26 protein-coding genes are annotated in these 24,743 nt (G+C 56.9%); 14 read left to right on the forward strand and 12 right to left on the reverse strand.

Going from position 1 to position 24,743, the window contains the following annotated elements; translation table 11 throughout:
- Position 1: 1 nt before the first annotated feature.
- The 10 genes from VGK14_RS07040 to VGK14_RS07085 all read right to left on the reverse strand — a co-directional run bounded on the left by VGK14_RS07040 (position 2) and on the right by VGK14_RS07085 (position 7,367).
- Positions 2 to 373 carry a Rap1a/Tai family immunity protein gene (locus VGK14_RS07040; RefSeq protein WP_331508266.1) on the reverse strand — a complete coding sequence of 124 codons (372 nt, stop codon included), beginning with the start codon at positions 371 to 373 and terminating at the stop codon, positions 2 to 4.
- Between the two features lie 78 nt (positions 374 to 451).
- Positions 452 to 1,237, reverse strand: a complete 786-nt coding sequence (locus VGK14_RS07045) for a radical SAM protein (RefSeq protein WP_331508267.1) — start codon at positions 1,235 to 1,237, stop codon at positions 452 to 454.
- 100 nt (positions 1,238 to 1,337) lie between these two features.
- A complete protein-coding gene (gene tpiA / locus VGK14_RS07050) occupies positions 1,338 to 2,102 on the reverse strand; it encodes a triose-phosphate isomerase (protein ID WP_331508268.1) in 765 nt (254 codons plus the stop codon).
- 209 nt (positions 2,103 to 2,311) lie between these two features.
- Positions 2,312 to 2,869: a hypothetical protein gene (locus tag VGK14_RS07055; protein WP_331508269.1), complete on the reverse strand. Its 558-nt coding sequence runs from the start codon at positions 2,867 to 2,869 to the stop codon at positions 2,312 to 2,314.
- 177 nt (positions 2,870 to 3,046) lie between these two features.
- Positions 3,047 to 4,372 carry an ATP-binding protein gene (locus VGK14_RS07060; RefSeq protein ID WP_331508270.1) on the reverse strand — a complete coding sequence of 442 codons (1,326 nt, stop codon included), beginning with the start codon at positions 4,370 to 4,372 and terminating at the stop codon, positions 3,047 to 3,049.
- Entirely contained in the window at positions 4,372 to 5,028 is a 657-nt protein-coding gene (locus VGK14_RS07065) for a response regulator transcription factor (RefSeq protein ID WP_331508271.1), read from the reverse strand. The genes VGK14_RS07060 and VGK14_RS07065 overlap by 1 nt, the downstream gene beginning before the upstream one ends.
- Before the next feature lie 9 nt (positions 5,029 to 5,037).
- Entirely contained in the window at positions 5,038 to 5,553 is a 516-nt protein-coding gene (locus tag VGK14_RS07070) for a diheme cytochrome c (protein WP_331508272.1), read from the reverse strand.
- Positions 5,554 to 5,564: 11 nt separating this feature from the next.
- On the reverse strand, positions 5,565 to 5,972 hold the full coding sequence (locus VGK14_RS07075) for a DUF1924 domain-containing protein (protein ID WP_331508273.1): 408 nt from the start codon (positions 5,970 to 5,972) through the stop codon (positions 5,565 to 5,567).
- The gene (locus VGK14_RS07080) at positions 5,965 to 6,594 is read right to left on the reverse strand and encodes a cytochrome b/b6 domain-containing protein (RefSeq protein ID WP_331508274.1); all 630 of its coding nucleotides are present in this window, start codon (positions 6,592 to 6,594) and stop codon (positions 5,965 to 5,967) included. Before VGK14_RS07080 ends, VGK14_RS07075 begins: the two co-directional genes overlap by 8 nt.
- A 167-nt stretch (positions 6,595 to 6,761) precedes the next feature.
- Positions 6,762 to 7,367: a glutathione S-transferase N-terminal domain-containing protein gene (locus tag VGK14_RS07085; RefSeq protein ID WP_331508275.1), complete on the reverse strand. Its 606-nt coding sequence runs from the start codon at positions 7,365 to 7,367 to the stop codon at positions 6,762 to 6,764.
- Between the two features lie 139 nt (positions 7,368 to 7,506).
- On the opposite strand from VGK14_RS07085, the gene nadC reads away from it, so the two are divergent.
- Together nadC and VGK14_RS07095 are read left to right on the forward strand one after the other, a co-directional pair.
- Complete coding sequence (nadC, locus tag VGK14_RS07090) at positions 7,507 to 8,340, forward strand: carboxylating nicotinate-nucleotide diphosphorylase (RefSeq protein WP_331508276.1); 834 nt, start codon at positions 7,507 to 7,509, stop codon at positions 8,338 to 8,340.
- A gap of 91 nt (positions 8,341 to 8,431) precedes the next feature.
- Complete coding sequence (locus tag VGK14_RS07095; RefSeq protein ID WP_331508277.1) at positions 8,432 to 10,213, forward strand: GspE/PulE family protein; 1,782 nt, start codon at positions 8,432 to 8,434, stop codon at positions 10,211 to 10,213.
- Positions 10,214 to 10,219: 6 nt separating this feature from the next.
- Here the strand turns inward: VGK14_RS07095 and VGK14_RS07100 are convergent, their stop codons facing one another.
- Positions 10,220 to 11,905 carry a putative bifunctional diguanylate cyclase/phosphodiesterase gene (locus tag VGK14_RS07100; protein ID WP_331508278.1) on the reverse strand — a complete coding sequence of 562 codons (1,686 nt, stop codon included), beginning with the start codon at positions 11,903 to 11,905 and terminating at the stop codon, positions 10,220 to 10,222.
- 125 nt (positions 11,906 to 12,030) lie between these two features.
- On the opposite strand from VGK14_RS07100, the gene VGK14_RS07105 reads away from it, so the two are divergent.
- The 6 genes from VGK14_RS07105 to VGK14_RS07130 all read left to right on the forward strand — a co-directional run bounded on the left by VGK14_RS07105 (position 12,031) and on the right by VGK14_RS07130 (position 18,580).
- The gene (locus tag VGK14_RS07105) at positions 12,031 to 13,743 is read left to right on the forward strand and encodes an acetolactate synthase 3 catalytic subunit (RefSeq protein ID WP_331508279.1); all 1,713 of its coding nucleotides are present in this window, start codon (positions 12,031 to 12,033) and stop codon (positions 13,741 to 13,743) included.
- A gap of 1 nt (position 13,744) precedes the next feature.
- The gene (gene ilvN, locus VGK14_RS07110) at positions 13,745 to 14,236 is read left to right on the forward strand and encodes an acetolactate synthase small subunit (RefSeq protein WP_331508280.1); all 492 of its coding nucleotides are present in this window, start codon (positions 13,745 to 13,747) and stop codon (positions 14,234 to 14,236) included.
- Between the two features lie 95 nt (positions 14,237 to 14,331).
- Positions 14,332 to 15,348 (forward strand): ketol-acid reductoisomerase, encoded by a 1,017-nt coding sequence (ilvC, locus tag VGK14_RS07115; RefSeq protein ID WP_331508281.1) that lies wholly within the window; start codon positions 14,332 to 14,334, stop codon positions 15,346 to 15,348.
- A 69-nt stretch (positions 15,349 to 15,417) separates the two neighbouring features.
- Positions 15,418 to 16,056 carry a phosphatidylserine decarboxylase gene (locus VGK14_RS07120; protein ID WP_331508282.1) on the forward strand — a complete coding sequence of 213 codons (639 nt, stop codon included), beginning with the start codon at positions 15,418 to 15,420 and terminating at the stop codon, positions 16,054 to 16,056.
- Positions 16,057 to 16,074: 18 nt separating this feature from the next.
- The gene (locus VGK14_RS07125; RefSeq protein WP_331508283.1) at positions 16,075 to 17,487 is read left to right on the forward strand and encodes an MBOAT family O-acyltransferase; all 1,413 of its coding nucleotides are present in this window, start codon (positions 16,075 to 16,077) and stop codon (positions 17,485 to 17,487) included.
- Positions 17,453 to 18,580 (forward strand): hypothetical protein, encoded by a 1,128-nt coding sequence (locus tag VGK14_RS07130; protein WP_331508284.1) that lies wholly within the window; start codon positions 17,453 to 17,455, stop codon positions 18,578 to 18,580. Before VGK14_RS07125 ends, VGK14_RS07130 begins: the two co-directional genes overlap by 35 nt.
- Here the strand turns inward: VGK14_RS07130 and VGK14_RS07135 are convergent.
- On the reverse strand, positions 18,559 to 19,062 hold the full coding sequence (locus VGK14_RS07135) for an RNA pyrophosphohydrolase (RefSeq protein WP_331508293.1): 504 nt from the start codon (positions 19,060 to 19,062) through the stop codon (positions 18,559 to 18,561). The genes VGK14_RS07130 and VGK14_RS07135 overlap by 22 nt on opposite strands.
- Before the next feature lie 139 nt (positions 19,063 to 19,201).
- Between VGK14_RS07135 and VGK14_RS07140 the strand changes: the two genes are divergently transcribed.
- From VGK14_RS07140 to VGK14_RS07165, 6 genes are all read left to right on the forward strand, one after another.
- Positions 19,202 to 20,176, forward strand: coding sequence for a YncE family protein (locus tag VGK14_RS07140; protein ID WP_331508285.1), 975 nt, complete (start codon positions 19,202 to 19,204; stop codon positions 20,174 to 20,176).
- 42 nt (positions 20,177 to 20,218) lie between these two features.
- Entirely contained in the window at positions 20,219 to 20,755 is a 537-nt protein-coding gene (locus VGK14_RS07145) for an SRPBCC family protein (RefSeq protein WP_331508287.1), read from the forward strand.
- A 195-nt stretch (positions 20,756 to 20,950) separates the two neighbouring features.
- Entirely contained in the window at positions 20,951 to 21,406 is a 456-nt protein-coding gene (locus VGK14_RS07150; protein WP_414691707.1) for a pilin, read from the forward strand.
- A gap of 121 nt (positions 21,407 to 21,527) precedes the next feature.
- Positions 21,528 to 23,507, forward strand: coding sequence for a hypothetical protein (locus VGK14_RS07155; RefSeq protein WP_331508289.1), 1,980 nt, complete (start codon positions 21,528 to 21,530; stop codon positions 23,505 to 23,507).
- Positions 23,504 to 24,364 (forward strand): glycosyltransferase family 2 protein, encoded by an 861-nt coding sequence (locus VGK14_RS07160; protein ID WP_331508290.1) that lies wholly within the window; start codon positions 23,504 to 23,506, stop codon positions 24,362 to 24,364. The genes VGK14_RS07155 and VGK14_RS07160 overlap by 4 nt, the downstream gene beginning before the upstream one ends.
- Positions 24,354 to 24,743, forward strand: a 390-nt coding sequence (locus tag VGK14_RS07165; RefSeq protein WP_331508291.1) for a hypothetical protein, incomplete at its 3' end; no start/stop codon positions are given. The genes VGK14_RS07160 and VGK14_RS07165, both read left to right, overlap by 11 nt.

Genomic DNA, 24,743 nt, shown 5'->3' on the forward strand with positions numbered 1-24,743 from the left:
ATTACTTGGATTTTTCCGTCTCCGCCGAGCACGTCATCTTGTCCAGCAGCGCCCGGTACATCGCAATGCTCTTGAGTTCCTTCTGATCTTCCCGATGCTCCCCCAGATGCTCGACGACGGCCTTCAGCACCTGGCGGCGCGAGCGTTTCTCGATGTCGCTGCAGATCTGCGGGCTGCCTTCGATTTCCTTCTGGAAACGGTAGCCCGAGATGTAGCCGTCGATGTAGCCCATGCACAGGCCGAATGCGAGGTCGTTGCGCCTGGCGGGGTCGGCGGCTTGCTTGCACAGCGCGTACAGGTCCTGACCGGTCTCGAAATTGTCGGCCATGGCGGTCAGGGGCAGCAGGGGCAGCAGCAGAATCCAGCGTTTCATGGTGTCGTCTCGTAGCGCAGGCGGCCTCGCCTGCTGCTTTTATTGATGATCAATGCAGGCGAGGCCGCCTGCGCTACGTCATGGGTTTACCGTTACCGGCATGCCCAGCTTGCGTATCTCCTCGCCATAGGCCGACAGCACGGCCTCCGGCAGCGCCGATAGCCGTTCCGCGTCGGGCTGCATGGGCTGGCGGGCGATGCCGTAGAGGTGCACGCCCCGGATGAAGGGTTGCACTTCGCGGATCAGTTCCAGATAGGCGGAGACTTCCTCCTCCTGCGGCGGCGCCCCGTCTAGCGCAAACCAGCAGGTCTGGATCCACGTCGGGCAGCGTGCGGCGCAGGCGAGCAGGCGGCGCTTGACGCCGGCGATGCCGGCCTCGATCTGGTTGATGGCTGCCATGCCCCGGGGGGTGGCGCGGTCGACCTTGAACCAGACTTCGCCGTTCATCGCCGACAGCGCGGCCACGGCATCCAGCACGGGCTCGCGGTGCATGAGGCTGCCGTTGGTGATGAGCCGTACCTTGATCATGCCCAGCAGGCCGAGCTCTTCAAGCAGGCGGCCCACGAGATTCACCGTCTCGGGAAATTCCGCGGCGCTCGTGGGCTCGCCATTGCCCGAAAAAGCGATGTCCTGCAGCACGCGTGCGCCTTCCGGGGCATGTTCTTCAAGCCAGTTGCCATGCAGGACGCCGTCGAGGAAGCCGCGCAATTCTGCTTGCAACCGAGCGGTGTCGATAGTCGGCGCATTGCCGCGCACGAGGCCGGGCACCTGGCAATAGATGCAGGCCCAGTTGCAGGCGTTGTTGGGGTTGAGGTTGATGCCTACCGACACGCCGCCGGCGCGGCGCGATACCACGGGGTACACGTAGGTGTAACCGGCGACGTCGCGGCTGTGGTCGTGGACGGAAAGCGTGCTCATGGCGGCGAGGGATTTTAAAAGGGTATCTGCTGAATAGGAAGCCGGATCAGCTGCCCGGATTGGCCGCCCGGCAAATCGGCACGAAATCCTGCGCGGATAGCGAGGCGCGGCCGATGAGGCCGCCGTCGATATCCGGCATCGCGAATAGCTGCGCGGCATTGGCAGCGGTCACGCTGCCGCCGTAAAGAATGCGCACTGCCGTGGCGATTTGGGGGTCGCAGCGGGCGATGCGCCTGCGGATGAATTCATGCACTTCCTGCGCCTGTTGCGGCGTCGCCGGGTTGTCGCTGCCCACCGCCCATAGCGGCTCGTAGGCCAGCACGGCGTTGGCCAGCACATGCGGGCCGAAGCGGCGGATGATCGAATCCAGCTGGCGGCCGACAATATAGTCGGTCCAGTCCGATTCGCGCTCTTCGGCGGATTCGCCCATGCAAAAGATGGGGATGAGCCCGGCCTCGAGTGCTGCGGAGAAGCGGGCCGCGGCCGTGTCGTCCGTTTCATGGAAGAGATTGCGCCGCTCGGAATGCCCGATGATGACGTGCGTGCAGCCGTAATCCACCAGCATGGCCGGCGAAACCGCGCCGGTAAGGGCACCGTCCTTGGTGGAGCACATGTTCTGCGCGCCCCAGGCGACGTTGGTGCCCTGCAGCAGCGACTGCGCCTGGCCCAGATAAGGGTAGGGGACGCACACGACGGCATCGGCGTCGTGCAGGTCGCGCAGGCCCGCGACCACGCCTTCCAGCAGGGTTTTGTTGCTGGCGATACTGCCGTGCATTTTCCAGTTACCGACAACAAGTTTGCGACGCATCATTAATGATTTCTCAGCTATTTGGATTCCCTAGATGGTACTGGTCGGGGGCGTGCGGGTCAAAGTGAAGCGGGGGAAGTGTCGGCAGGGCGGTATCGAAGGGCGTGGTCGTGAACGTTCAAGTTGAGGCGCCTGCGCGGCTTTTCGCGCAGGTCGCCTCGAACGGATTGTTAGGCAATAACTTCACTTGGTTCTTTGACCCAACATTGAAATTACGCACACATGGGTGGAAACATGAGTTGTGATGAGTCAACTCCCCGAACTCTTGCTGAGCAAAGCGTGAGAGCAATTTTTTGATTAGGAAAATATTCGAGTGCGGACACGAATTCTGTGACAACTTGAAAGTTCTCACGTGTTAGGGTGTGTTTGGCGATGCTCTCTAGAAGATCTTGTTCTGATTGTCGATCAGTCATCCAAACGTCAAGCGCCAAAGTATCTTTGTCGTAGAACAAGCGCTCATCTAGAAGGACGATCGATTCTGTTCTTGCATCTCCGGTGTAGATCGTCTTTGCGTTAAACCAATTCCTGGTAAGCGAAAGACTAAGGTGCTCAAGTTGCCTAAAACCGGTATGTGAGGAAATTGGCACATCGCTAAACCGGTTGTGATACTCGGAACCCATCTTGGTGTGGCGTGTGCCGTCTTGATGGTATGAGATATGAGAGTCTTGTTCAGAACCCAAGACGCCGATGTAAATCCCTGCCTTACTTTCGTTAAGCCAGACGAGTCGATAGATCGTCTTTTCGTGCCGAACACATAAAGCAGTGCGCATGTTGGAGCCTAACAGTTATTATACGGACCACTGCGTCCGTATAATAATACGGGGGAAGTTGTAGTTTTCATGTGATTTCTCTTTTTACTTCTTAAGGTTAGCAAAACCCCTGTCCGCATAATAATAACCGGCAATTCCGGGCGCAACCTATCCGGATGATTTTGGCCGGTTCCTCTATCAGCGGAACCTTACCCTGACCGCCAACCCCTTGCCATCCGGCCCATCCGCGAACTCCAGCCGGGCGTCGTGCAGTTCGGCGATGCGCTGCGCGATGGACAGCCCCAGTCCGCTGCCTTCCGCGCCGCTGCCGGGCAGGCGGTAGAAGCGTTGCAGCACGCGCCCGCGCTCGGCTGGGGGAATGCCGGGGCCGGTGTCGCGGATTTCGAGCACGGTGCCGTTTTCGGGTTTGACTGCGACCGTCACGCTGCCCCCTGCCGGCGTGTAGCGCACGGCGTTGTCGAGCAGGTTGCGCAGCAGCACGGCCAGCTGCGCGGCATTGCCGGCGACGGTGCAGGCCGGGCCTTCCTCCAGCGCAAGTTCGACCTGGGCGGCGTGTGCCGGCGAAGCGAGCTCGGCCAGCACGCCGGCGGCGAGGCTGCGCAGTTCGACGGGCTCGTGGCCGGCTGCGACCGCTTCGGGATCGACGCGGGCGAGTGTCAGCAACTGTTCCACGAGGTGCGTGGCGCGGTCTACGCCGCGCAGCACGTTATCGAGTGCGGCCCTGCGTTCGGCAGTGTCGGACGCACGCAGGGCCACCTGCGCCTGCACCTTGAGCGCGGCCAGCGGCGTGCGCAGTTCGTGCGCGGCGTCGGCGGTGAAACGGCGCTCGCTTTCGAACGCTTGCTGCAGGCGTGTAAATAGATCGTTCAGCGCCTGCGCCAGCGGCGCGACCTCAATCGGCACGCCTGCCGTGCCTATGGGTTCCAGCCGTTCGGCGGTACGCTGTTTGACTTCGCGCTTGAGCCGCTGCAACGGCCGCAGCCCGGCGCCCACCGCAAACCAGATCGCCAGCGCCAGCGCCGGCAGCGCCAGCAGGCTGGGCAGCAGCATGCGGAACGCAATACGCCGCGCCAGATTTTCGCGTCCGGCCAGCGGTTCGGCCACCTGGATCATGAATTCATGGCGGGCATCCCAGCGCGTGAACACCCGCCAGGGCTCGCCGTTCACCACAGTCTCGCCATAGCCCGGCGCAGTCCCGCCCAGAGCCTCTGCCGGAGCCGCGGCAGAACGCATCAGCAGGTGGTTTTGATCCCATATCTGGAACGCCAGTTTCTGCTCGTATTCATGGGAAGGCGAGGTTTCATCATCGCCATGTTCGCTATGCTCATGCAGTTCGTGGCGCGTGGTGCCCAGCAGTACCTGGGCCGATTGCGCGAGCTGGGCATCGAATAATTTGTCGACCTCGCGGCGCGCCTCGCTATGGCTGAACCATGCGGCCACGCCCCAGGCCGCGCCGAGACCGATCGCAAGCAGCAAGATCAGGCGCAGGCGCAGCGAATTCATTATTTGTCGATCACGTAGCCGACGCCGCGCAGCGTGCGAATCAGCTCGGCCCCCAGCTTCTTGCGCAGGTGATGGATGTGCACCTCCACCGAGTTGCTTTCCACCTCTTCGCCCCAGCCGTACAGGCGCTGCTCCAGCTGCTCGCGGGACTGGACGCGGCCGGCGTGCAGCAGCAGTTCGTGCAGCAGGGTGAATTCGCGGGCGGAAAGTTCTATGGGTTGTCCCTGCCGGCGGACCTGGTGCGCGGCCGGGTCGAGTTCGAGATTGCCGTGCCGCAGCACCGGCGCTGCCTGGCCGCCGCCGCGCCGCAACAGCGCGCGCAGGCGGGCGGTCAATTCGTCCAGGTCGAAGGGCTTGATCAGGTAATCGTCGGCACCCGTATCCAGGCCGGCAACGCGGTCGGCCACGGTGTCGCGCGCGGTGAGGATCAGTACCGGCAACTTGCTGCCCCGGCCGCGCAGCCATTTGAGCAATTCCATGCCGGAGAGCCTCGGCAGGCCCAAATCCAGCACCATGGCGGCGTAATCCTCGGCCTCCAGCGCCAGCTTTGCGGCATGCCCGTCTTGGGCCCAGTCGGCGGCAAAGCCGGCCTGTTTCAGGCCGGCTTTGATCCCGTCGCCCAGCAGGGCATCATCTTCGACCAATAGGATTCGCATGGACGAATATTATCGCGGAATCCTGACCTTGTTTTCGGAAAAGTCGCCCCGTTCTGCGCCCTGATGGCAGGCGGCGCAGTTGGATGCGCTGCCGACGCTCTTGCGCTTGAACGTGGTCGCCGATATTTCGTCATGCTTGGCGGTGAAGTAAGCCGTTTCGCTGATGCGCAGCGGTGCGGCATCGGCGGGAATCGACTGGACGATGCGGCGCGAGCGGCGGTTGTCCAGTTTGTCCGCGCTGTTGGCGGTGAGGAAACGGCTGATCTCATCCCGCGTTGGCGCATCGAGCGCGGCGTTTTCGCCGAAATGCCTGTCGAGGCCGGCCATCAGTTTTTGCCAGGATTTTTCCGGCAGCAGCCCCGGATGATAGAGCATATGGCAGCTGCTGCATTCGGCTTTCCATTTGGCGTTGGCGACCGGCGGCAACTGGCGGCTGTCGCCTTCTTCGCCGCCGCCGCTGGCAAGCAGGGCGCCGGCCGATGACACGCTGGCGACGAGTAGCAAAAATTGCATCCACTTTTTCATGATATGGCTCCTTATTTAACATTGACCAGATACTGGATGAAGTCGCCCTTTTCCTGCGCGGTGCAGGCGCGCTCCAGCACGTCCTTGCAGTTGCGGCCGAACCACTTTTCCACTTTGGCCGCATCGGTGAAGCGCTGTGGGTTGGCGATTGGCGCCATCGGCTCGATCGCCTTGTTGGCGCGCGTCTTGCCCGGATTGCGCGGGTCGGCGGTATGGCAGGTGGAGCAACTCACCTGCCGGCCGCCGCTGTCGGCACGTTCGGTGCGGAAGAAACTTGCGCCGCGGTCCGCCGAAAACCCGGCAAATGCCGCGCTTTCCTGTTTTGCCTGAGCTCCATATTGCTGGAGCAGTTCTTGCGGCGTGGCGGCCAGCGCACTGATGGAGAACAGCAGGCCAAAAAGCAGCAGTGTGTTACGCATGCTCATCTCCTTTCGTCGAGTCAAGCTGATACTGATAGCCGCTGACCATCGCCTGCGCGAGCGGCGTGCGGTCGTGGCGTTCATGCCAGACCAGGGCGGCGATATGCACGAGGACAAAGGCGATCAGCAAGTTGTAAATGGCTTCGTGCGGTTCTTCGAACACTTCCTTCAGCCAGGCCATGTCGCCAAACCAGACATTGAACGGCCCCATGCTGTGCTCGACTGCAGCCAACCCCAGCCCGGTGACGGCCATGACGGCGAGCAGGAGATAGACCAGCAGATAGACGCCGCTGGCCAGCGTGTTATGCCCGAAGCGCGGTGCGGCTTGCAGATTTAAATGACGCACGGCGTTCCACCATGCGGCCGGATGCCACATGTCGGAAAAGCGCGCATGGCGCGGCCCGGCAATGCCCCATGTCAGGCGTGCGACAACGCCGACCACCAGGGCGTAGCCCAGATAGATGTGCATTTGCCACAGCGTTTTTTCGCCGACACCCTGGCCGAACAGTTCGGACAGCCATACGGTGGCCATCAGAAACAGGATGGATAGGCCGTTCCAGGCGTGGATGATGCGCAGAACCGGGTCGTAGACCTTTTGTCTGCGGTAGCTGAATGTTTCCATCGTTTGCCTCCTTTCAGTAAGTGAGGCAAACGATAGGCCGCTATTCTTAAACCAGGCTTAATAAAAACGGAAGGATAAAATTTCTTGCACAATGGACTATGCAATATCTGGCGTACAAAATAAAAATGCCCCGCAGGCGGGGCACCGGATTGGTGGCGATTATTAAATCAGCCGGGTGGAACCGTATTCTGGAACGACGGTCGTTTCATCAGTTGTTCGTATAGGCGGGCCAGATTGGGATATTGCTCCTGCCACGCCAGGGCCGGCATGCGCAAACTGATATAGCCCAGCGTGCAGCCGACCGCGATATCGGCTAGGCTGAAGGCTTCGCCCAGGCACCATTTGCTGTCGCCCAGATCGTGCGCCATCACGCGCAAGCCACGCTCCACCTTGAGCTGCTGGCGTTCGGCGGCGGCGCTGTCCTGCTTTTCCGGCATACGCCGGCCTTCCATCACAACGGCCACGGTGGCATCGCAAATGCCGTCGGCCAAGGCTTCCCAGCGCTTGACCTCGATATGGCTCGCCTGCGGAATCAGGTGCGCTACCGGGGTTTTGCTGTCGAGGTAGGCCGCAATCACCGGCGAATCGTACAGGCCGCTGCCGTCGTCCAGCACCAGGGTAGGCACCTTGCCCAGCGGGTTGAACGCGGGTAGCGGAGAATCCGGGTCGGAAAGATTGGCCAGCATGACGATTTCGCAGTCGATACGTTTCTCGGCAAGCACTACGCGGATCTTGCGGGCATAAGGGCTGCCTTGAGTGACGAAAAGCTTCATACGTGAAGGAACATTGAACGAAGGGAAGCGCATTATAATCCCAGAAATGAATGTTTACCGCTAATCTGCAAACAGATATGCGGACTTTGCAGCGAAACAATTTCGTACTTTTAACTCCCGATTTTCAGGATCAAAGCAGATGCTTCCTCCCATCGAAACCATCGGTCGCAGCGTTGCCGGCGCGCTTGCCGAAGACGTCGGCAGCGGCGACCTTACGGCGCAGCTGATCCCCGCCGACAAAACCGCCAGCGCGTATGTCATCAGTCGCGAACAGGCCATCATGTGCGGCGCGGCATGGTTCGAGCAATGCTTCCGCCAGGTCGACCCCGGCATCAAGATCGAATGGCTGGCGGTCGACGGCGATCCGATACAGCCGAACCAGTGGCTGTGCACGATCGCCGGCAACGCGCGCGCGATGCTGACGGCCGAGCGCTGCGCACTGAACTTCCTGCAGACGTTGTCTGCCACCGCCACGCAGACCAGGCGCTATGTCGATGCCGTCAACAGCACGCGCGCGCAAGTGATGGATACGCGCAAGACCTTGCCCGGTCTGCGCCTGGCGCAAAAATATGCGGTCACCATAGGCGGCGGTTTCAACCAGCGGGTGGGGCTGTTCGACGGCATCCTGATCAAGGAAAACCATATCGCGGCAGCCGGCGGAATAAGCCAGGCATTGGCTGCCGCCGCAGCTTTCAATCCCGGCGTGCCGGTGCAGATCGAAGTGGAAAACCTGGCGGAACTGCAAGCTGCGCTTGCGGCCGGCGCCACGCTGATTCTGCTGGATAATTTCAGCATCGAACAATTGCAGGAGGCGGTGACAATCTGCGCCGGCCGCGCCCGGCTGGAAGCCTCCGGCGGCATCACATTGGCGACCATCCGTACCGTCGCGGAAACCGGGGTCGACCGTATTTCCATCGGCAGCCTGACCAAGGATGTAAACGCCATTGATTTTTCGATGCGGTTCGAATCTTGATCCAGCACGGTTGACCGCGGGGGAGTCGGGATGACATCATGGACCAAATGAAAATTGGCGCGAATTATCCGCATCCCGATACGGTTCAATCATGAGCAAAGTCGCCACTATCAAACCCCATGAGCACAAGCTCAGTCTCGGCGAAATCCTGCGCTGGCTGGTGCAGGACGGCCTGGTGGCCAAGGACGCGGCCGAAAGTCTCTACCAGGACCACAGGCAGGAACGTTCCAGCCTGCATCCGCTGGTGATTCTCGGCGAGCAGAAATGGACCAATCGCAAGGCGCCGCATAAACGGCTCACCACTGAAGCGCTGACTGAATGGCTGGCGGAGAAGGTGGGGCTGCCGTATTTCCATATCGACCCGTTGCAGCTCAATTTCGGCGCTATCGCCAACATCGTTTCCAAGGCCTATGCCGATCGCCTCAAGATCATGCCGGTCAAGGTCAGCGGGCGCGAGGTGACGATCGCCACGGCCGAGCCGTTCCTCACCGAGTGGGTGGTCGAACTGGAGCGCATGGTCAACATCCGCATCGTGCCGGTACTGGCCAATCCGGTGGAAATCAATCGCTATCTGCCGGAAGTCTACAGCCTGGCCAACTCGGTGCATCTGGCAAGCGAAGCCAGAGCCGGCCAGATGGTCGGGGTACAGAATTTCGAGCAACTGATCGAACTGGGCAAGAACAAGAACCTGGATGCCAACGAGCAGCATGTGGTCAACATCGTCGACTGGCTGTTTCAGTATGCGTTCGAGCAGCGTGCCAGCGATATCCACCTGGAGCCGCGCCGGGACATCGGCCTGGTGCGTTTCCGCATCGATGGCGTGCTGCACCAGGTTTACCAGCTGCCGTCCTCGATCATGAATGCGATTACCAGCCGGATCAAATTATTGGGGCGCATGGACATGGTGGAAAAACGCCGGCCGCAGGATGGTCGGCTGAAAACCCGTTCCATCGAGGGCGAAGAGGTCGAGCTGCGCTTGTCGACGATGCCTACCGCGTTCGGCGAAAAGCTGGTGATGCGTATCTTCAACCCGGACATCCTGGTCAAGAATTTCACCGATCTCGGCTTCAGCCGTGCACATGCGAGCATGTGGAACGGTTGGGTCAAGCAGCCCAACGGCATCATTCTGGTCACCGGTCCTACCGGCTCGGGCAAGACCACGACGCTGTATTCCACGCTCAAGCAACTGGCTACGCCGGAAGTCAACGTATGCACGGTGGAAGACCCGATCGAAATGATAGAGCCGGCATTCAACCAGATGCAGGTACAGCACAATATCGACCTGACGTTCGCCGACGGCGTGCGCACCTTGTTGCGGCAGGACCCGGACATCATCATGGTGGGCGAGGTGCGCGATATGGAAACCGCGGAAATGACGATACAGGCTTCGCTCACCGGCCACCTGGTGCTGTCTTCGCTGCATACCAACGACGCGCCTTCTGCGGTGAGCCGCCTGCTCGACCTTGGCGTGCCGCCTTATTTGCTGAACTCGTCGCTGCTGGGTGTGATGGCGCAGCGCCTGGTGCGCACCTTATGTCCGTTTTGCAAATCGCAGGGCGAGATCAGCGATGCCTTGTGGCAGGAATTGGTGGCCCCCTGGAAATTGCCCAAGCCGGCGCAGGTCGGCATTGCCGTGGGCTGCCTGGAATGCCGGATGACAGGTTACAAGGGGCGTACCGGCCTGTACGAGATGCTGTCGATGTCGTCCGGGCTGAAACAGCTGGTCACCCGCGAAGCCGACCTCGGCAAGATCAAGGCGCAGGCCTACAAGGAGGGCATGAACCCGCTGCGCATGAACGGCGCGGAAAAGGTCATCGCCGGCCTGACGACCGTGGAAGAAGTGCTGCAGGTGGCGCCGCCGGCACTGACCTGAAGCGCATCAGGCGAGGCTCTCCCGCAGCAGCGCCTCGAATTCCCCAACAGGCATCGGCCCCCCGAACAGGTAGCCCTGAATTTCGTCGCAACCGCTTTCCCGCAGTATCTCCAATTGTTCTTCGGTTTCCACCCCTTTGGCGATGACGCGCAAATGCAGGCTTTTTCCCATGCTGATGATGGCGTGGACGATCTCCCGGTAGCCGCTGTCGGTGCAGATGTCGCGGACGAATTCGTGCGCGATTCTGAGCCGCTGCAGCGGAAACCGCCGGAAATGCGTCAGGCAGGAAAAGCCCATGCCGAATTCGTCGATGGTAATGTTCACGCCTATGCTGTGAAAGACGTTCAGCATCGCGATGGCATCTTCGCTGTTTTCCGTTATGCTGATTTCAGAAACCTCCAGTTCCAGCCATTTGGGCGCGAGGCCCTCCTCCGCCAAGGCTTCGGCGACCAGTCTGGGCAGGTCGCCCTGCCGGAATTGCTGTTTCGCCAAATGGAGGGCCACCGGCATCGACGGCAATCCGGCTTTTTGCCAGGTGGCATTCTGCCTGCAGACTTGGCGCAGCATCCAGACGCTGATGTCGATAATGAGGGCGCTATCTTCGGTGACGGCGATGAACTTATCCGGCGTATAAAGGCCCAATTCGGGGTGCTGCCAGCGCAGCAGCGCCTCCGCGCCTATTATCCGGCCGCTGGCGGCGTTGACCTGCGGCTGGTAATACATCATCAGTTCGCCCTTGTCGATTGCTTGGTGCAGTGCGTTTTCCAGAGCCAGGCGTTCCAGCACATCGCTGTTGAATGCGGCAGCAAAAAACCGGAAGTTGCGGGAGCCGCCATGATCTCCGGCGCTTCGCATTGCATTTTCCGCATATTTGAGCAGCGTCTCTACATCTTCCGCATCGTCCGGATAGATGCTGATGCCTATGCTTGGCTGGGCGACGAGTTGCTGTCCCTTGACCATGCAAGGTCGAGCGATTGATGCATTCAGCCTGGCTACCGCATAGGCGGCATCGGTGGCATGTCCGATATCGGTCAGGATGACGGTGAATTGGCGATTGCCCTGCCGGCAAAACGTATCCCAGCCGCGCAGCGACTTTTTGATGCGGGCGGCCAGTTCCTGCAGCAGGCCTTCTTCGATGTCTCGCTCCGGGCCGTCAGCCGGCGTCTGGACAGCAACATCGATAAGCAATACCGCGACCTTGCTGCGGCTGCGCTGTGCCGCAGCCAGCGCGTGATCCAGCCTGTCGTTGAGCAGGACGCAGTTCAGGGCATCCTGGTAACCCGGCAGCTGGTTTTTCCCTGTCCGTGATTCCCGCAGCGCCGCTTCGATACGCTTAATCAGGCTGGCTTGATGGACAGGTTTGGCAAGATAATCGTCCGCGCCGGCGGCAAGAATCTGTTCCAGAGCGGAAGCGTCGTTGGAGGCAGTCAGCGCAATGATGGGAATGCGGCCGGCGAATGGGCCAAGTTTGAGCTCGCGACAGAAGGCGAGGGCTTCGGCCATCGCCGTGTTGAGCAATAGCAGGTCGATCGCCGATTTGCCTTGTAACGCGCGCCGTGCCGTGTCTATGGAGTCTGCCTCGACGATCCTGTCATACCCGGCGCGCGCCAGCAGGCCGACTGTCAGCATCCTGTCCTGCCTGATGTCGTCAACCACCAATATCGTGCCGTCCGATGTCATCGTATGACCCATGCGAAATAATAGACCTAATTGGGCATGTCAAAAACCACAAACTGAACTGGGCCGACCTTGACCAAAATTGCACGAACCATTACTGTTCAGGGTTTCGCAACAAATCCCAAATTTTTGAATTTTTTATGGAATTAACTGGCGCAGAAATTGTTATCCGCTGTTTGCAGGAAGAGGGCACCAAGTTTTTATTTGGTTATCCCGGCGGCGCGGTGCTCAACATTTACGATGAGATATTCAAACAGGACAAGTTCAAGCATGTCCTCGTGCGCCATGAGCAGGCGGCCGTGCATGCGGCGGATGCCTATGCCCGCGCCACCGGCGAGGTCGGCGTCGCGCTGGTGACTTCCGGCCCGGGCGCCACCAATGCGATTACCGGCATTGCGACTGCCTACATGGATTCGATTCCGATGGTGGTGCTCTCCGGGCAGGTATCGACGCCCGCGATCGGCATGGACGCCTTCCAGGAAGTGGATATGGTGGGCATCACGCGCCCCTGTGTGAAGCATAATTTCCTGGTGAAGGACGTCAAGGATCTGGCCGTGACGATGAAAAAGGCGTTCTACATCGCCGCGAGCGGCCGCCCGGGTCCGGTAGTGGTGGATATTCCCAAGGACATAACCCAGCACTCGACCAAATTCGAGTACCCCAAGTCGGTGCATATGCGTTCTTACAGCCCGGTGCTGAAAGGCCACACCGGCCAGATCAAGAAGGCATTGAAGTTGTTGCTGGAGGCTAAGCGGCCCATGGTCTACGCCGGCGGCGGCGTGGTGCTGGGCGATGCCGCGCCGGAACTGACAAAATTTGTCAGGAAGCTCGGCTACCCGGTGACCAACACCTTGATGGGGCTGGGCGGCTATCCCGCGACCGATAAACAGTTCGTCGGCATGCTGGGCATGCACGGCACCTTCGAAGCCAATATGGCGATGCAGGAATGCGACGTGCTGATCGCGATCGGCGCGCGGTTTGACGATAGGGTTATCGGCAACCCCGAGCATTTTTTCCAGAATCCGCGCACGATCATTCACATCGACGTGGACCCGTCTTCGATCTCCAAGCGCGTAAAGGTGGACGTGCCCATCGTCGGCGACGTGAAAAACGTGCTGGCCGAGATGAACGAGCTGCTGGAGGCCGAAGACAGAAAAGCCGGTACTGGCGCGCTCAAGGCATGGTGGAAGCAGATCGAAGAATGGCGCGGCAGGAACTGTCTTGGCTATGCCCATGGCGGCAGCATTATCAAGCCGCAATTTGTCGTCGAGCAGCTATACGAGGCGACCAAGGGAGATGCGTTCGTGACTTCCGACGTCGGCCAGCACCAGATGTGGGCGGCGCAGTATTACAAGTTCGACAAGCCGCGCCGCTGGATCAATTCCGGTGGGCTGGGCACGATGGGCGTGGGCTTGCCTTACGCGATGGGCGTGCAATTGGCGTATCCCGATGCGCAGGTGGCCTGTATCACCGGCGAGGGCAGCATCCAGATGAATATCCAGGAGCTGTCCACCTGCAAGCAGTTCCATATGCCGGTCAAGATCGTCCTGCTCAACAACCGCTACCTGGGTATGGTGCGGCAATGGCAGCAGTTCTTCTACGGCAACCGCTATTCGGAATCCTACATGGACAGCCTGCCGGATTTCGTCAAGCTGGCGGAGTCTTACGGCCATGTCGGCATGCGCATCGAAAAACCGGAGGATGTGGAGGGCGCGATGAAGGAAGCGTTCGGCCCCAAACTCAAGGAGCGCCTGGTGTTCATGGATTTCATCACCGACCAGTCGGAAAACGTATTCCCGATGGTGCCGGGCGGCAAGGGCTTGTCCGAGATGATACTGGCGGAGGATCTGTAACATGCGCCATATCATTTCATTGCTGATGGAAAACGAGTCCGGCGCGTTGTCGCGCGTAGCCGGCCTGTTCTCGGCGCGCGGTTACAACATCGAGTCGCTGACGGTGGCGCCGACCGAAGACCCCACGCTGTCGCGCATGACCATCGTCACCTCGGGTTCGGACGATGTCGTCGAGCAGATCGTCAAGCAGCTCAATAAGCTGGTGGACGTGGTCAAGGTGCTGGATCTCAACGACGGTCGCTATATTGAACGCGAGCTGATGCTGGTCAAGGTCAAGGCGACCGGCAATTACCGCGAGGACATGAAGCGCATGTCGGATATTTTTCGCGGCCGCATTATCGACGTCGCCGACGATGCCTATACGATAGAACTCACCGGTACCGGCGCCAAGCTCGACGCCTTCCTGGAGGCGCTGGACAAAGGCGCTTTGCTGGAAACCGTGCGTACCGGCGCCTCCGGCATCGGCCGCGGCGACAGGATTTTAAAAATATAGCTGTCAGCCTCAGCTTTCGGCGGTCAGCATAACCCCGCATTGAAAGCTGAAGGCTGATTGCTGACCGCTGATAGCTATTAACAAAGGAAATCTGTATGAAAGTGTATTACGACAAGGACGCCGACCTCTCCATCATCAAAGGCAAGAAGGTCACCATCGTGGGTTATGGCTCGCAAGGCCATGCCCACGCCCAGAACCTGAAGGATTCCGGCGTCAAGGTCACCGTCGGCCTGCGCAAGGAAGGTTCTTCCTGGAAGAAGGCGGAAACCGCCGGCCACAAGGTCGAGGAAATCGGCAAAGCCGTCAAGGGCGCCGACGTGGTGATGATCCTGCTGCCTGACGAAACCATGCCGCAGATTTTCGACGCCGACGTCGCCCCCAACCTAAAGAAGGGCGCGGCACTGGCATTTGCCCACGGCTTCAACATCCATTACAACCAGATCACCCCGCGCGCTGATCTGGACGTCATCATGATTGCGCCCAAGGGCCCCGGCCACACCGTGCGTTCCGAATACTTGAAGGGCGGCGGCGTGCCGTCGCTGATCGCGGTGTACCAGAACGCCTCCGGCAAGGCCAAAGAAATTGCGTTGTCCTATGCGGCTGCCAACGGCGGTACCAAGGGCGGCGTGATCGAGACCAATTTCCGCGAAGAAACCGAAACCGACCTGTTCGGCGAGCAGGCCGTGTTGTGCGGCGGCGCAGTGGAACTGGTCAAGGCCGGTTTCGAGACGCTGGTGGAAGCCGGCTATGCGCCGGAAATGGCCTACTTCGAGTGCCTGCACGAGCTCAAGCTGATCGTCGACCTGATGTACGAAGGCGGCATCGCCAACATGAACTATTCGATCTCCAACAACGCTGAATATGGCGAATACGTTACCGGCCCCAAGGTCATCAACGAAGAGTCGCGCTGGGCGATGAAGGAAGCCCTACAAAATATCCAGAACGGCGACTACGCCAAGCGCTTCATCCTGGAAGGCCGCACCAACTATCCTGAAATGACCGCCCGTCGCCGCCTCAACGCAGCTCATCCGATCGAGCAGGTCGGCGGCCAGTTGCGCGCGATGATGCCGTGGATCGCCAAGAACAAGCTGGTCGACCAAAGCAAGAACTAACGTTGCGGCAATGCAAGGGGGCAGGGTGCGATGCGCCTTGCCCTTTTATTTTTGATTGGAAACCAGACCTTGAGTAATTATCCCCACCCCATCATCGCCCGCGAAGGATGGCCTTATCTGGCCGTGCTGCTGGCGCTTTCCCTTGCCGCTACCGCATTTTGCGCGCTATGGTCCATCCCGTTGTGGGGCGCCACGCTATTCGTGCTGCAGTTCTTCCGCGACCCGCCGCGGCATATCCCGGAGCAGCCCAACGCCGTGGTTTCGGCCGCCGACGGCCGGGTGATCGTCGTGGGAAAAACGCATGATCCCTATCTGCAGCGCGAGGCGCTCAAGATCAGCGTGTTCATGAACGTATTCAACGTGCACTCCAATCGGGCGCCGGTGGGCGGGTTGGTGAAACAGCGCTGGTATTTTCCCGGCACGTTCCTGAATGCGTCGGTGGACAAGGCATCGCTGGAAAACGAACGCAATGCGCTATGGATCAGAACCCGGGACGGATATGACGTAACCTGCGTGCAGATCGCCGGCCTGATCGCCCGCAGGATTCTATGCTATGTGGATCAGGGCGCCGGGTTATACAAGGGCCAGCGCTACGGCTTCATCCGCTTCGGTTCGCGCGTCGATATCTATCTGCCGCTGACCGCCAAGCCTAAAGTCAGCCTGGGCGACAAGGTCAGCGCCAGCAGCACGATACTCGCGGAATTGTAATCACTCTGGATAAGAGTAGTGCTGTTCAATTCACTCACTTTTCTTATCTTTTCTATTTGTGTTTTTGGCCTATTCTGGCTGATACCAAAATGGCCGCATAAAAAATGGTTGCTGCTGATAGCCAGCTACCTTTTTTATGCGGCATGGAATCCCCCGTATATCCTTCTGCTTTTTTTATCCACAACAGCGGATTGGTGGCTGGCCAGGCTGATCGGGAACACGGAAAATTCGACAAGGCGACGCGCACTATTGTTTTGTAGCCTCACCACTAATCTCATTGTTCTTGGGTATTTCAAGTACGGCAATTTCCTGCTGGAAAACTTTAATCGGTTGCTCGCTCCCTTGGGCCTGATGCACACTCCACCACAATTTGATATTGTCCTTCCCATCGGGATATCGTTTTACACTTTCGCGTCACTCTCTTATACGATTGATGTATATCGCAAGCAAATACGTCATGATTGGCGACTTGTGGACTATGCATTGTTTGTAAGCTTTTTCCCTCATCTTATGGCTGGCCCCATCGTTCGCGCAAGTTGTTTGCTACCGCAGATAGAAAATCCAAAATTGCCGACCCAGAATCAAGTTGGCTGGGGGCTGGCTTTCGTTTGCATGGGACTATTCGTCAAAGTAGTGCTGGCCGATGCAATTTTTGCTCCTGTGGTAGACGAAATCTATGCCGCGCCATCCCATTATGGGGCGTTTGATGCATGGGCTGGCTTGTTCAGTTTCTCCGGGCAAATCTATTATGATTTTAGCGGATACTCGCTATGTGCCATTGGGCTGGCCTTGTGTTTTGGATTTTCCTTCCCGGACAACTTTCACCATCCTTATGCCGCTAAAGGCTTTTCAGACTTTTGGCGGCGTTGGCATATTTCCCTTTCTACCTGGCTGCGCGATTATCTCTATATACCCATGGGTGGAAATCGGTATGGCGAGTTTCGAACAATAGGGAATCTATTGATCACGATGCTAATCGGCGGGTTATGGCATGGGGCTTCATGGATGTTTGTGCTTTGGGGTGGACTTCATGGTGTTTATCTCTTCATCGAGCGACTTCTGAAAAAAATGCTGGGAAATGCTGCGGTGCCGATTGCTGGGGAAGGGCGGTTAATCGAGATCATCACATTCATTGTGATTACGGTAACTTGGATACCTTTCCGAGCAGAAACACCTAATGAAGCCATTGCAATTGCCAAGGCGCTCATGAACACAACTATCCCGCCCGTACCGGATATTCAGCATATGATCGCAGTGGTAGCCATGCTTGCCACGCTGCGGTGGCACATAGCTCTGCGCAATACCCGGCTTGAAGATATTGTCGCAGGGCGCGGTCTCTTCGCCCAGGTCGCTATAATGTCTACCTGTTTAATCGGATTGTTTCTTTGTTCCGGCAATGACCCGCGCTCCTTTATCTACTTCCAGTTTTGAACGGCAACTACCGGGTGTCTCGTGGATCCCGATTCTCGGGGCAGCGTTACTGATATTTGCTGTATTCATGTCTTTCATGGAAATTCGCCTCGTGACGCTGGGCTACCATCCAACTATTCTGGATTCCCAGGCTAGTTGGATGAAAGAGCGGGCACGCGCAAGCCGTCTGGGCGAGCGCGCACTCATACTGATCGGGGCATCCCGCATTCAGTTGGGCATTGATCTTGACGTGCTTCGGGAAAAAACAGGGTTGGAGCCTGTGCAATTGGCTATTGATGGAAGCGCATCTACGCCGATACTGGAAGGTTTGGCCGCCGACCAGACAATTCGCGGAACGATTCTGGTGGATTATTATGACCACAATGTTGGTTCCCATGATGGGGCAGCACCCACCTTTCAAAAAAATTACGAAAAAAATAAGCATGCACGAGTAGCATTGCCACTCGGCAGAACATCAGAGAATTCCCTGTCTCAAATGCTGCATGAATCATTCAGAGTCTATGCGGATGGGGCGAACCCTTTATTTACGCTGTTAACCAGAATTATCCCGGCGGAGCGGTCTCGCCAATATCTTGTTACCTATTTGGACCGTTCCAGAACAGCCGATTACAGCCTAGTGAAACTGCCTGAGTTCTACCACCAACGTGTGATCCGGAACTTGGGATTGGAGAAGAGTCTGAGCCCGGCCTCGAAAAATCTGAATACAATCTTGCCTCAGGAAATCAATAAGCTAATGCCGTTGGATAACCGTGACTTCATGCTAAAAACCCAAGCGACTAAACAGCTGGTGGAGGCTATCAAGGCACGCGGGGGGCAAGTCATATTTGTCGCTATGCCATCCAGTGGGATGGTTCGTGACATTGAAGAGAGGCGTTATCCACGCTCAAGGTTCTGGGATTACTTTACAGAGAATATTGGGGTGCCGGCAGTGCATTCAGCATATAGCCCCGCACTCAAGGATTTCACCTGCCCTGATGGATCACATCTTGATGTCAAGGATCGCGCCAGATTCACGGGGGTACTGGCGGATGTTTTAGAGCCGATTTTGCAGAAACAGGCTCCGAATAAGGATTATGCCGCGTCGCGCCGATGATGATGGTGATCGGTGTGCAGGTGCGGCTCCAGTTCGCTCAGTGCGCGCTTGTACACATCGCGCTTGAACTCGATCACTGCTTCCATCGGCACCCAGTATTCGCTCCAGCGCCAGGCGTCGAACTCCGGATGCGAACTGGCGCGTAGCGACACATCGGTGTCGCGCCCCGTCAGCCGCAGCAGGAACCAGATCTGCTTCTGCCCGCGGTAGGAGCCGCGCCATTCGCGTTTGACCCAGTGCGTGGGTACGTCGTAGCGCAGCCAGTCGCGGGTGCGTCCCAGAATGCGGACGTGCTCCGGGTGCAAGCCGACTTCCTCTTCCAGTTCCCGGTACATGGCCTGCTCCGGGCTTTCGCCCTGTTTGATGCCGCCTTGCGGGAACTGCCACGAGTGCTCGCGGATGCGCTTGCCCCAGAACACCTCGTTGCGGGGGTTGCACAGAATTATGCCTACGTTCGGGCGATAGCCGTCCCGGTCGATCATGATGTAGAAATCCTTGAAAGTTAGTGCAATTCTGGCATATTTCCGCATCAATTTGAAGCCTGGTGCGGTTGCAACAGCGCGCATCGCCCCTTATACTGCGCCGTCAACCATTCCCCGCAACGATGCGTTGCTGGGCCTTATGATTCAAATCGACTTCATGAAACGCATCCTGCATCTTTTCCTATTGCTGATGGCTGGCTTGGCAGGGACGGCGCATGCATCGTTTGCCTACATCACCAATCAAGGCAGCAATAGCGTTTCCGTCATCGATACCGCCCGCGATCAGGTGGTGGCGACAATCGCCGTCGGTAAAGGTCCGGTCGGCATCGCGGTTTCCGCCGGTCAGCAACGCGCCTATGTTTCCAATGTCGATAGTCAATCAATCTCGGTAATAGATACGCAACACAATCGCGTGGTCCGCGAGTTTGCGCTGGGCGGTTCCCCGGTCGGCTTGGCGCTGAGTCCGGATGGCAAAGACCTGTATGTGACCGACTGGTTCAGCAATCGGGTTGTGGCCGTGGATACTGCCAGCGGCGAACAGCGCTATTCAATTGCCACCGGTGAAGCGCCCGCCGGTCTGTTGACGAGTAGGGATGGTCGTTTCTTGTATATAGCCAACCGCGACAGCAATGATATCGCTGTGGTGGATCTGCATGAGCGCAAGGTTGCGCGCCATATTGCCGTGGGCAAACATCCTTTCGGTATCGTGCTGAATCCGCAAGGCACGCTGTTATACGCAGTGAACGTCTACGCCAACAGCGTTTCCGTCATCGATACCAATACCAATGCCGTTACCGCGACCGTCGGTGTTGGCGACCACCCCTATTGCGTCGCCGTCGGCCGCGACGGCAGCCGGGTGTATGTCACCAATACCCAGGGCGACAGCGTTGCCGTGATTGACGCGCATTCCAATAAGGTCATTGCCACCATAGCCGTCGGCAGCGTTCCCGAAGGCATCGCCTTCGATGCCGGCACCAACAAGATTTATGTCGCCAGTTGGGGCGACAACGCCGTTTCAGTGATCGATGCCGCCAGCAACAAGCTGGCCTCAAGCATAGCAACCGGCAGTCAAAGCCGCGCTTTTGGCCAGTTCATCGCCCAGGCCTCGCATTGAAGTTTTTTTGAAATATAGATAATTTAACCAGGAGAATTTTGCATGAAGAAACTGCTCGCAATCATCGCCGTTGCCTTGTTGCCGTTGACCGCCTTCGCCCATGGCCCGTCCCCGCAGAAAGTGGAAAAGGAAGTCGTCATCAAGGCCGAACCGGCCAAGGTGTGGGCGCTCGTCAAGGACTTCGGCAATATGCAGAACTGGCACCCGGCCGTGGCCAGCGACAAGCTGGAAAACAAGAAGGATGAAAACGGCCAGGACGCGACTTTCCGTCTGCTGACGCTGAAGGACGGCGGCACCATTTACGAAAAGCTGAAATCGAGCAGCGATGCCGACATGAAGCTCAAGTATGAAATCGTCGAAGGCGTGCTGCCGGTGGGCGACTACAACTCCGTCATCACCGTCAAGGCCGGCCCGGGCGCAGGCGAGACCACCGTCACCTGGATGGCCCGCTTCTACCGCAAATACCGCCTCAACCCGCCGATTCCGGAAGGTCAGGACGACAAATCCGCGATCAAGGCTGTCACCGGGGTGTTCGACAGCGGTTTGGCCAACCTGAAGAGGGTTGCGGAAGGTAAATAATTGACAGCATGTGACGATTTTTGTCACTCATGAGTCAGATGAAAAGCGGCAACTGCCGCTTTTTGTTTTTAAATATGCTAAAAATCAATAGATTATTGTTTAATGCCTGATCGGGCACATCATTTGCTGCTATATTGCTCGAACGCGAGCTATCCGTTCGTTTGAATTCAAACTTTCAAAGGGGTCTTAATGATGATGAAGAAAGCACAACAGGGTTTCACCCTGATCGAACTGATGATCGTGGTCGCGATTATCGGTATTCTGGCTGCGGTGGCGATTCCGGCTTATCAGGATTACACCATCAAGGCTAAACTTCAAGAAATGACCAGTCTTGCCAGTCCGGCGATGACGGCGTTGGGTGTAGCTTGCAGCGACGGCACTCTTGCCACCGCAGGCAACAATACCGCCGCGAATGGTACTCTTGGCCTTAGTGCTTCTAATACAATTACAGGCAAATACACTGCAAGCGTCCTGGCGACAGGTGTTAGTGCTACCTCAGGGACGGTTTTAGCTACTGTGGGTGGCACTACTCCGATAGCGGGAGTTTCAGGAGGCGTGCTATGGACTGGTACGTGCCAAGCTGCGACCGGCATGACATGGGTACCTTCCGTATCTGGTGCCTTCCCGACGAAGTATCTGCCTAAGTCTTAAAGCGATAGCTGAGAAGGCTTAACTTAAAAAGGGGGCTGTTGCCCCCTTTTTATATCAATCGCAACCTTCCGAAATAACCCTTCCCGTGCAGGTTCGTAAAGCCGTTACTTGGGACTAATGAATGCCAACAACCCTATACGCAGGATCGAGACCTTTAATCCTCGCCGTATTACTGTTGTTTATCCTGGCTCTAACATTTGTTATTTATTACCCCGGCCTGTCCGGGCCATTCGTATTTGACGACATACCAAATATAGAGCGCAACAGCTACATTGCGATTCAGGATGTCAAGCCGCACACTCTCATCAAGGCAGGAGTTTCAAGCGCCAGCAGCGCGTTAGGGCGGCCTCTTAGCTTGGTTAGCTTCGCCCTCAATTATCATGCGGCCGGGCTCAATCCGTTTTATTTCAAGCTCACCAACCTGATTATTCACCTAGCCAATGGGCTGGGAATTTTTATCCTGACGTTGCTATTGCTGGATTTTTACCGGAAACAATTTCAGCCTGGTCTTGCCGCCACACACATACAGGTGATCAGTTTGGCAGTGGCCGCCGCATGGCTTTTGCACCCATTCAACCTCACTGGCGTACTGTATGTCGTACAGCGAATGACCAGCCTGAGTGCGTTTTTTAGTATTTGGGGGTTGGCACTTTTCTTTTGGGGCAGAATCCGCCTCTATGAAGGGGCGGGCGGAGCTGTTCCGGTTTTTGCAAGTTTTCTGCTGTTCACACCATTAGCCATATTAAGCAAGGAGACTGGCGCACTACTCCCGGTGTTCATGCTGGCTGCGGAAATTGTATTTTTTAATTTCTATGCCGAAAAGCCTGTTGCACGCAACATTCTTCTGGGTTTTTATATTTGCTTTGCCGCCATTCCCATAGTTGCCATGCTCGTTTATATCGTGATGCATCCGCAGTGGCTCCTGGCCGGGTACAGCAACAGGACTTTCTCACTCATTGAGCGCTTGATGACCGAGGCGCGCGTATTGTGGTTTTACTTGTGGCAAATCATTCTTCCAAGTAATGCTCAAATGGGCCTGTATCACGACGATATTGTCAATTCACGCGGGCTGTTCAAGCCGGTTAGCACAATATTTTCGCTCGCCGGAATTCTGACTCTTCTGGGGTTGTCATTTGTTATTCGCAAAAAGGCACCTCTCATTGCGTTTGGCTTACTGTTCTTTTTTGCTGGGCACACTCTTGAATCGACGATATTTCCATTGGATATTGCTTACGAACATCGCAACTACCTTCCGATGTATGGCATTCTGCTTATGCTGTTTTTTTATTTGCTCTACCCGTTGCGCTACTTGAATATCCTGCGTTTACGACAAATAGTTGCCATACTACTCATCAGTCTTTTTTCTTTTAACACCTTTTCCCGCGCAAATGAATGGTCGAATCCATATGATCTTTTTCACGCACAAGTGGAGCATCATCCCAATTCAGTCAGGAGTAATGTTGAAATGGGGTCTATTTACAGCAACATGACCGCGAACGACCCGGCTGGAACAGAAATGTATTATCAACTTTCTCAGCAATACTATGAAAATGCAGTGAAACTTGATATTAATGACGTTGGCGGACTGTTTGGGTTGATCATGTTGAATGCGAGCACCGCCAGAATTATTGATTCCAATTGGCTTAAAGATATGGCATATCGGCTTGAGCATGCCCCCTATGCTGCGATAACGAGTGACAAGCTTATCAGTCTCACCAATTGCCAATTGCAAGGACGCTGCAAGTTGCCCGATATAGAAATTGAGGCATTGTTGATGGCTGCTTTGCGCAATCCAACGGCAACCGGCCAAAATCGATCCAAAATATTGTTTGCGCTGAGTTCATATTTGATCAATGTAAAGCGTGACTACCCGGGGGCGCTTGCTGTCATGCATGAAATGGCGGATTTATCGCCTTATGATTTGGAATACCGCTTCGCTCTAATAAAATTTCTGACCGCATTGCAGCGACCTGATGAAGCGGATATAGAAATTCAGAAAGCGCGCACGATGGATACACAAAGAAAGCACACAACAACAATTGCTGAGCTTGAAAAGCAACTTGCCGACATCAAGGCACGGCAAATCACCAAAGAAAAATGACCGCTAAAATTTCCATCGTCATTCCGGCGAAAAATGAGGCTCATGGCTTGCAAAGCTTGCTGCCCGCTATCGGCGCAATATGTCCGGAAGCCGAGGTTGTCGTCATTGACGACGGATCGCATGACGAGACCGTGGCAATTTGCCGCCAGAACAATGTCAGAGTGATCTCTCATCCTCACAGTCTGGGTAACGGCGCAGCCGTTAAAACAGGAGCGCGTGCTGCACAGGGAGCTATCATGCTGTTCATGGATGCTGACGGCCAGCACCAGCCGCAGGATATTCCCCGCCTGCTGGAAAAGCTCAACGCAGGCTACGATATGGTCGTCGGAGCGCGTGGCAATGGCTCCCAGGCCGGCATGCACCGCTCTCTTGCCAATGGCTTCTACAATCGGTTGGCAACCTGGATGGTGGGGCATAAAGTGGCTGACCTTACCTCGGGCTTTCGTGCCGTGCGGGCGGAGAAATTCCGCAAATTTCTCTATCTGTTGCCGAACGGATTCTCGTATCCGACCACGATTACCATGGGTTTTTTCCGGGCTGGCTATCCAGTGGCGTATGTCCCTATCCATGCGCCAAAGCGAATTGGCAAAAGTCATCTGCGTATCGCGCGAGATGGAGTGCGATTTCTGTTGATCATCTTCAGGGTGGGCACGCTTTATTCACCGCTCAAGATATTTTTCCCCATTAGTCTACTGTTCATGCTGCTGGGACTCGGCAACTATCTGCATAGTTTTCTTACCATTCATCGGTTTACCAATATGAGTGCCTTGCTTTTCATCGCCTCCATATTGATTTTTCTGATCGGGTTGGTGTCGGAACAGATTACCTCGTTGAATTACCGGGACAGTGAGCGATAAAAAACGGCTCTTGGTACTGACTTCCACCTTCCCGCGCTGGCAAGGCGACAGGGAGCCACCATTTGTTTTTGAACTCTGCCGGCGTCTGGCGGATCAATTCCACGTTATCGTGCTGGCTCCTCATGCGGCGGGTGCTCAGTGTCATGAAATCATGGACGGCGTCGAGGTGGTGCGCTTTCGTTATTTCTTCTCTCGCTGGGAGCGGCTGACCTATCAAGGCGGCATTCTGCCCAATCTCAAACAAAATCGCTGGCGTTACTTATTGCTGCCCTGTTTCTTTGTCAGCCAATTAACGGCGATATGCCGAGTACTGCGGCGAACCCATATTGATGTCATCCATGCTCACTGGCTAATCCCGCAGGGGCTGACTGTCGCCGTC

Origin of the sequence: Novimethylophilus sp., from assembly GCF_036504375.1 — a bacterium.
GTDB lineage: Bacteria > Pseudomonadota > Gammaproteobacteria > Burkholderiales > Methylophilaceae > Novimethylophilus.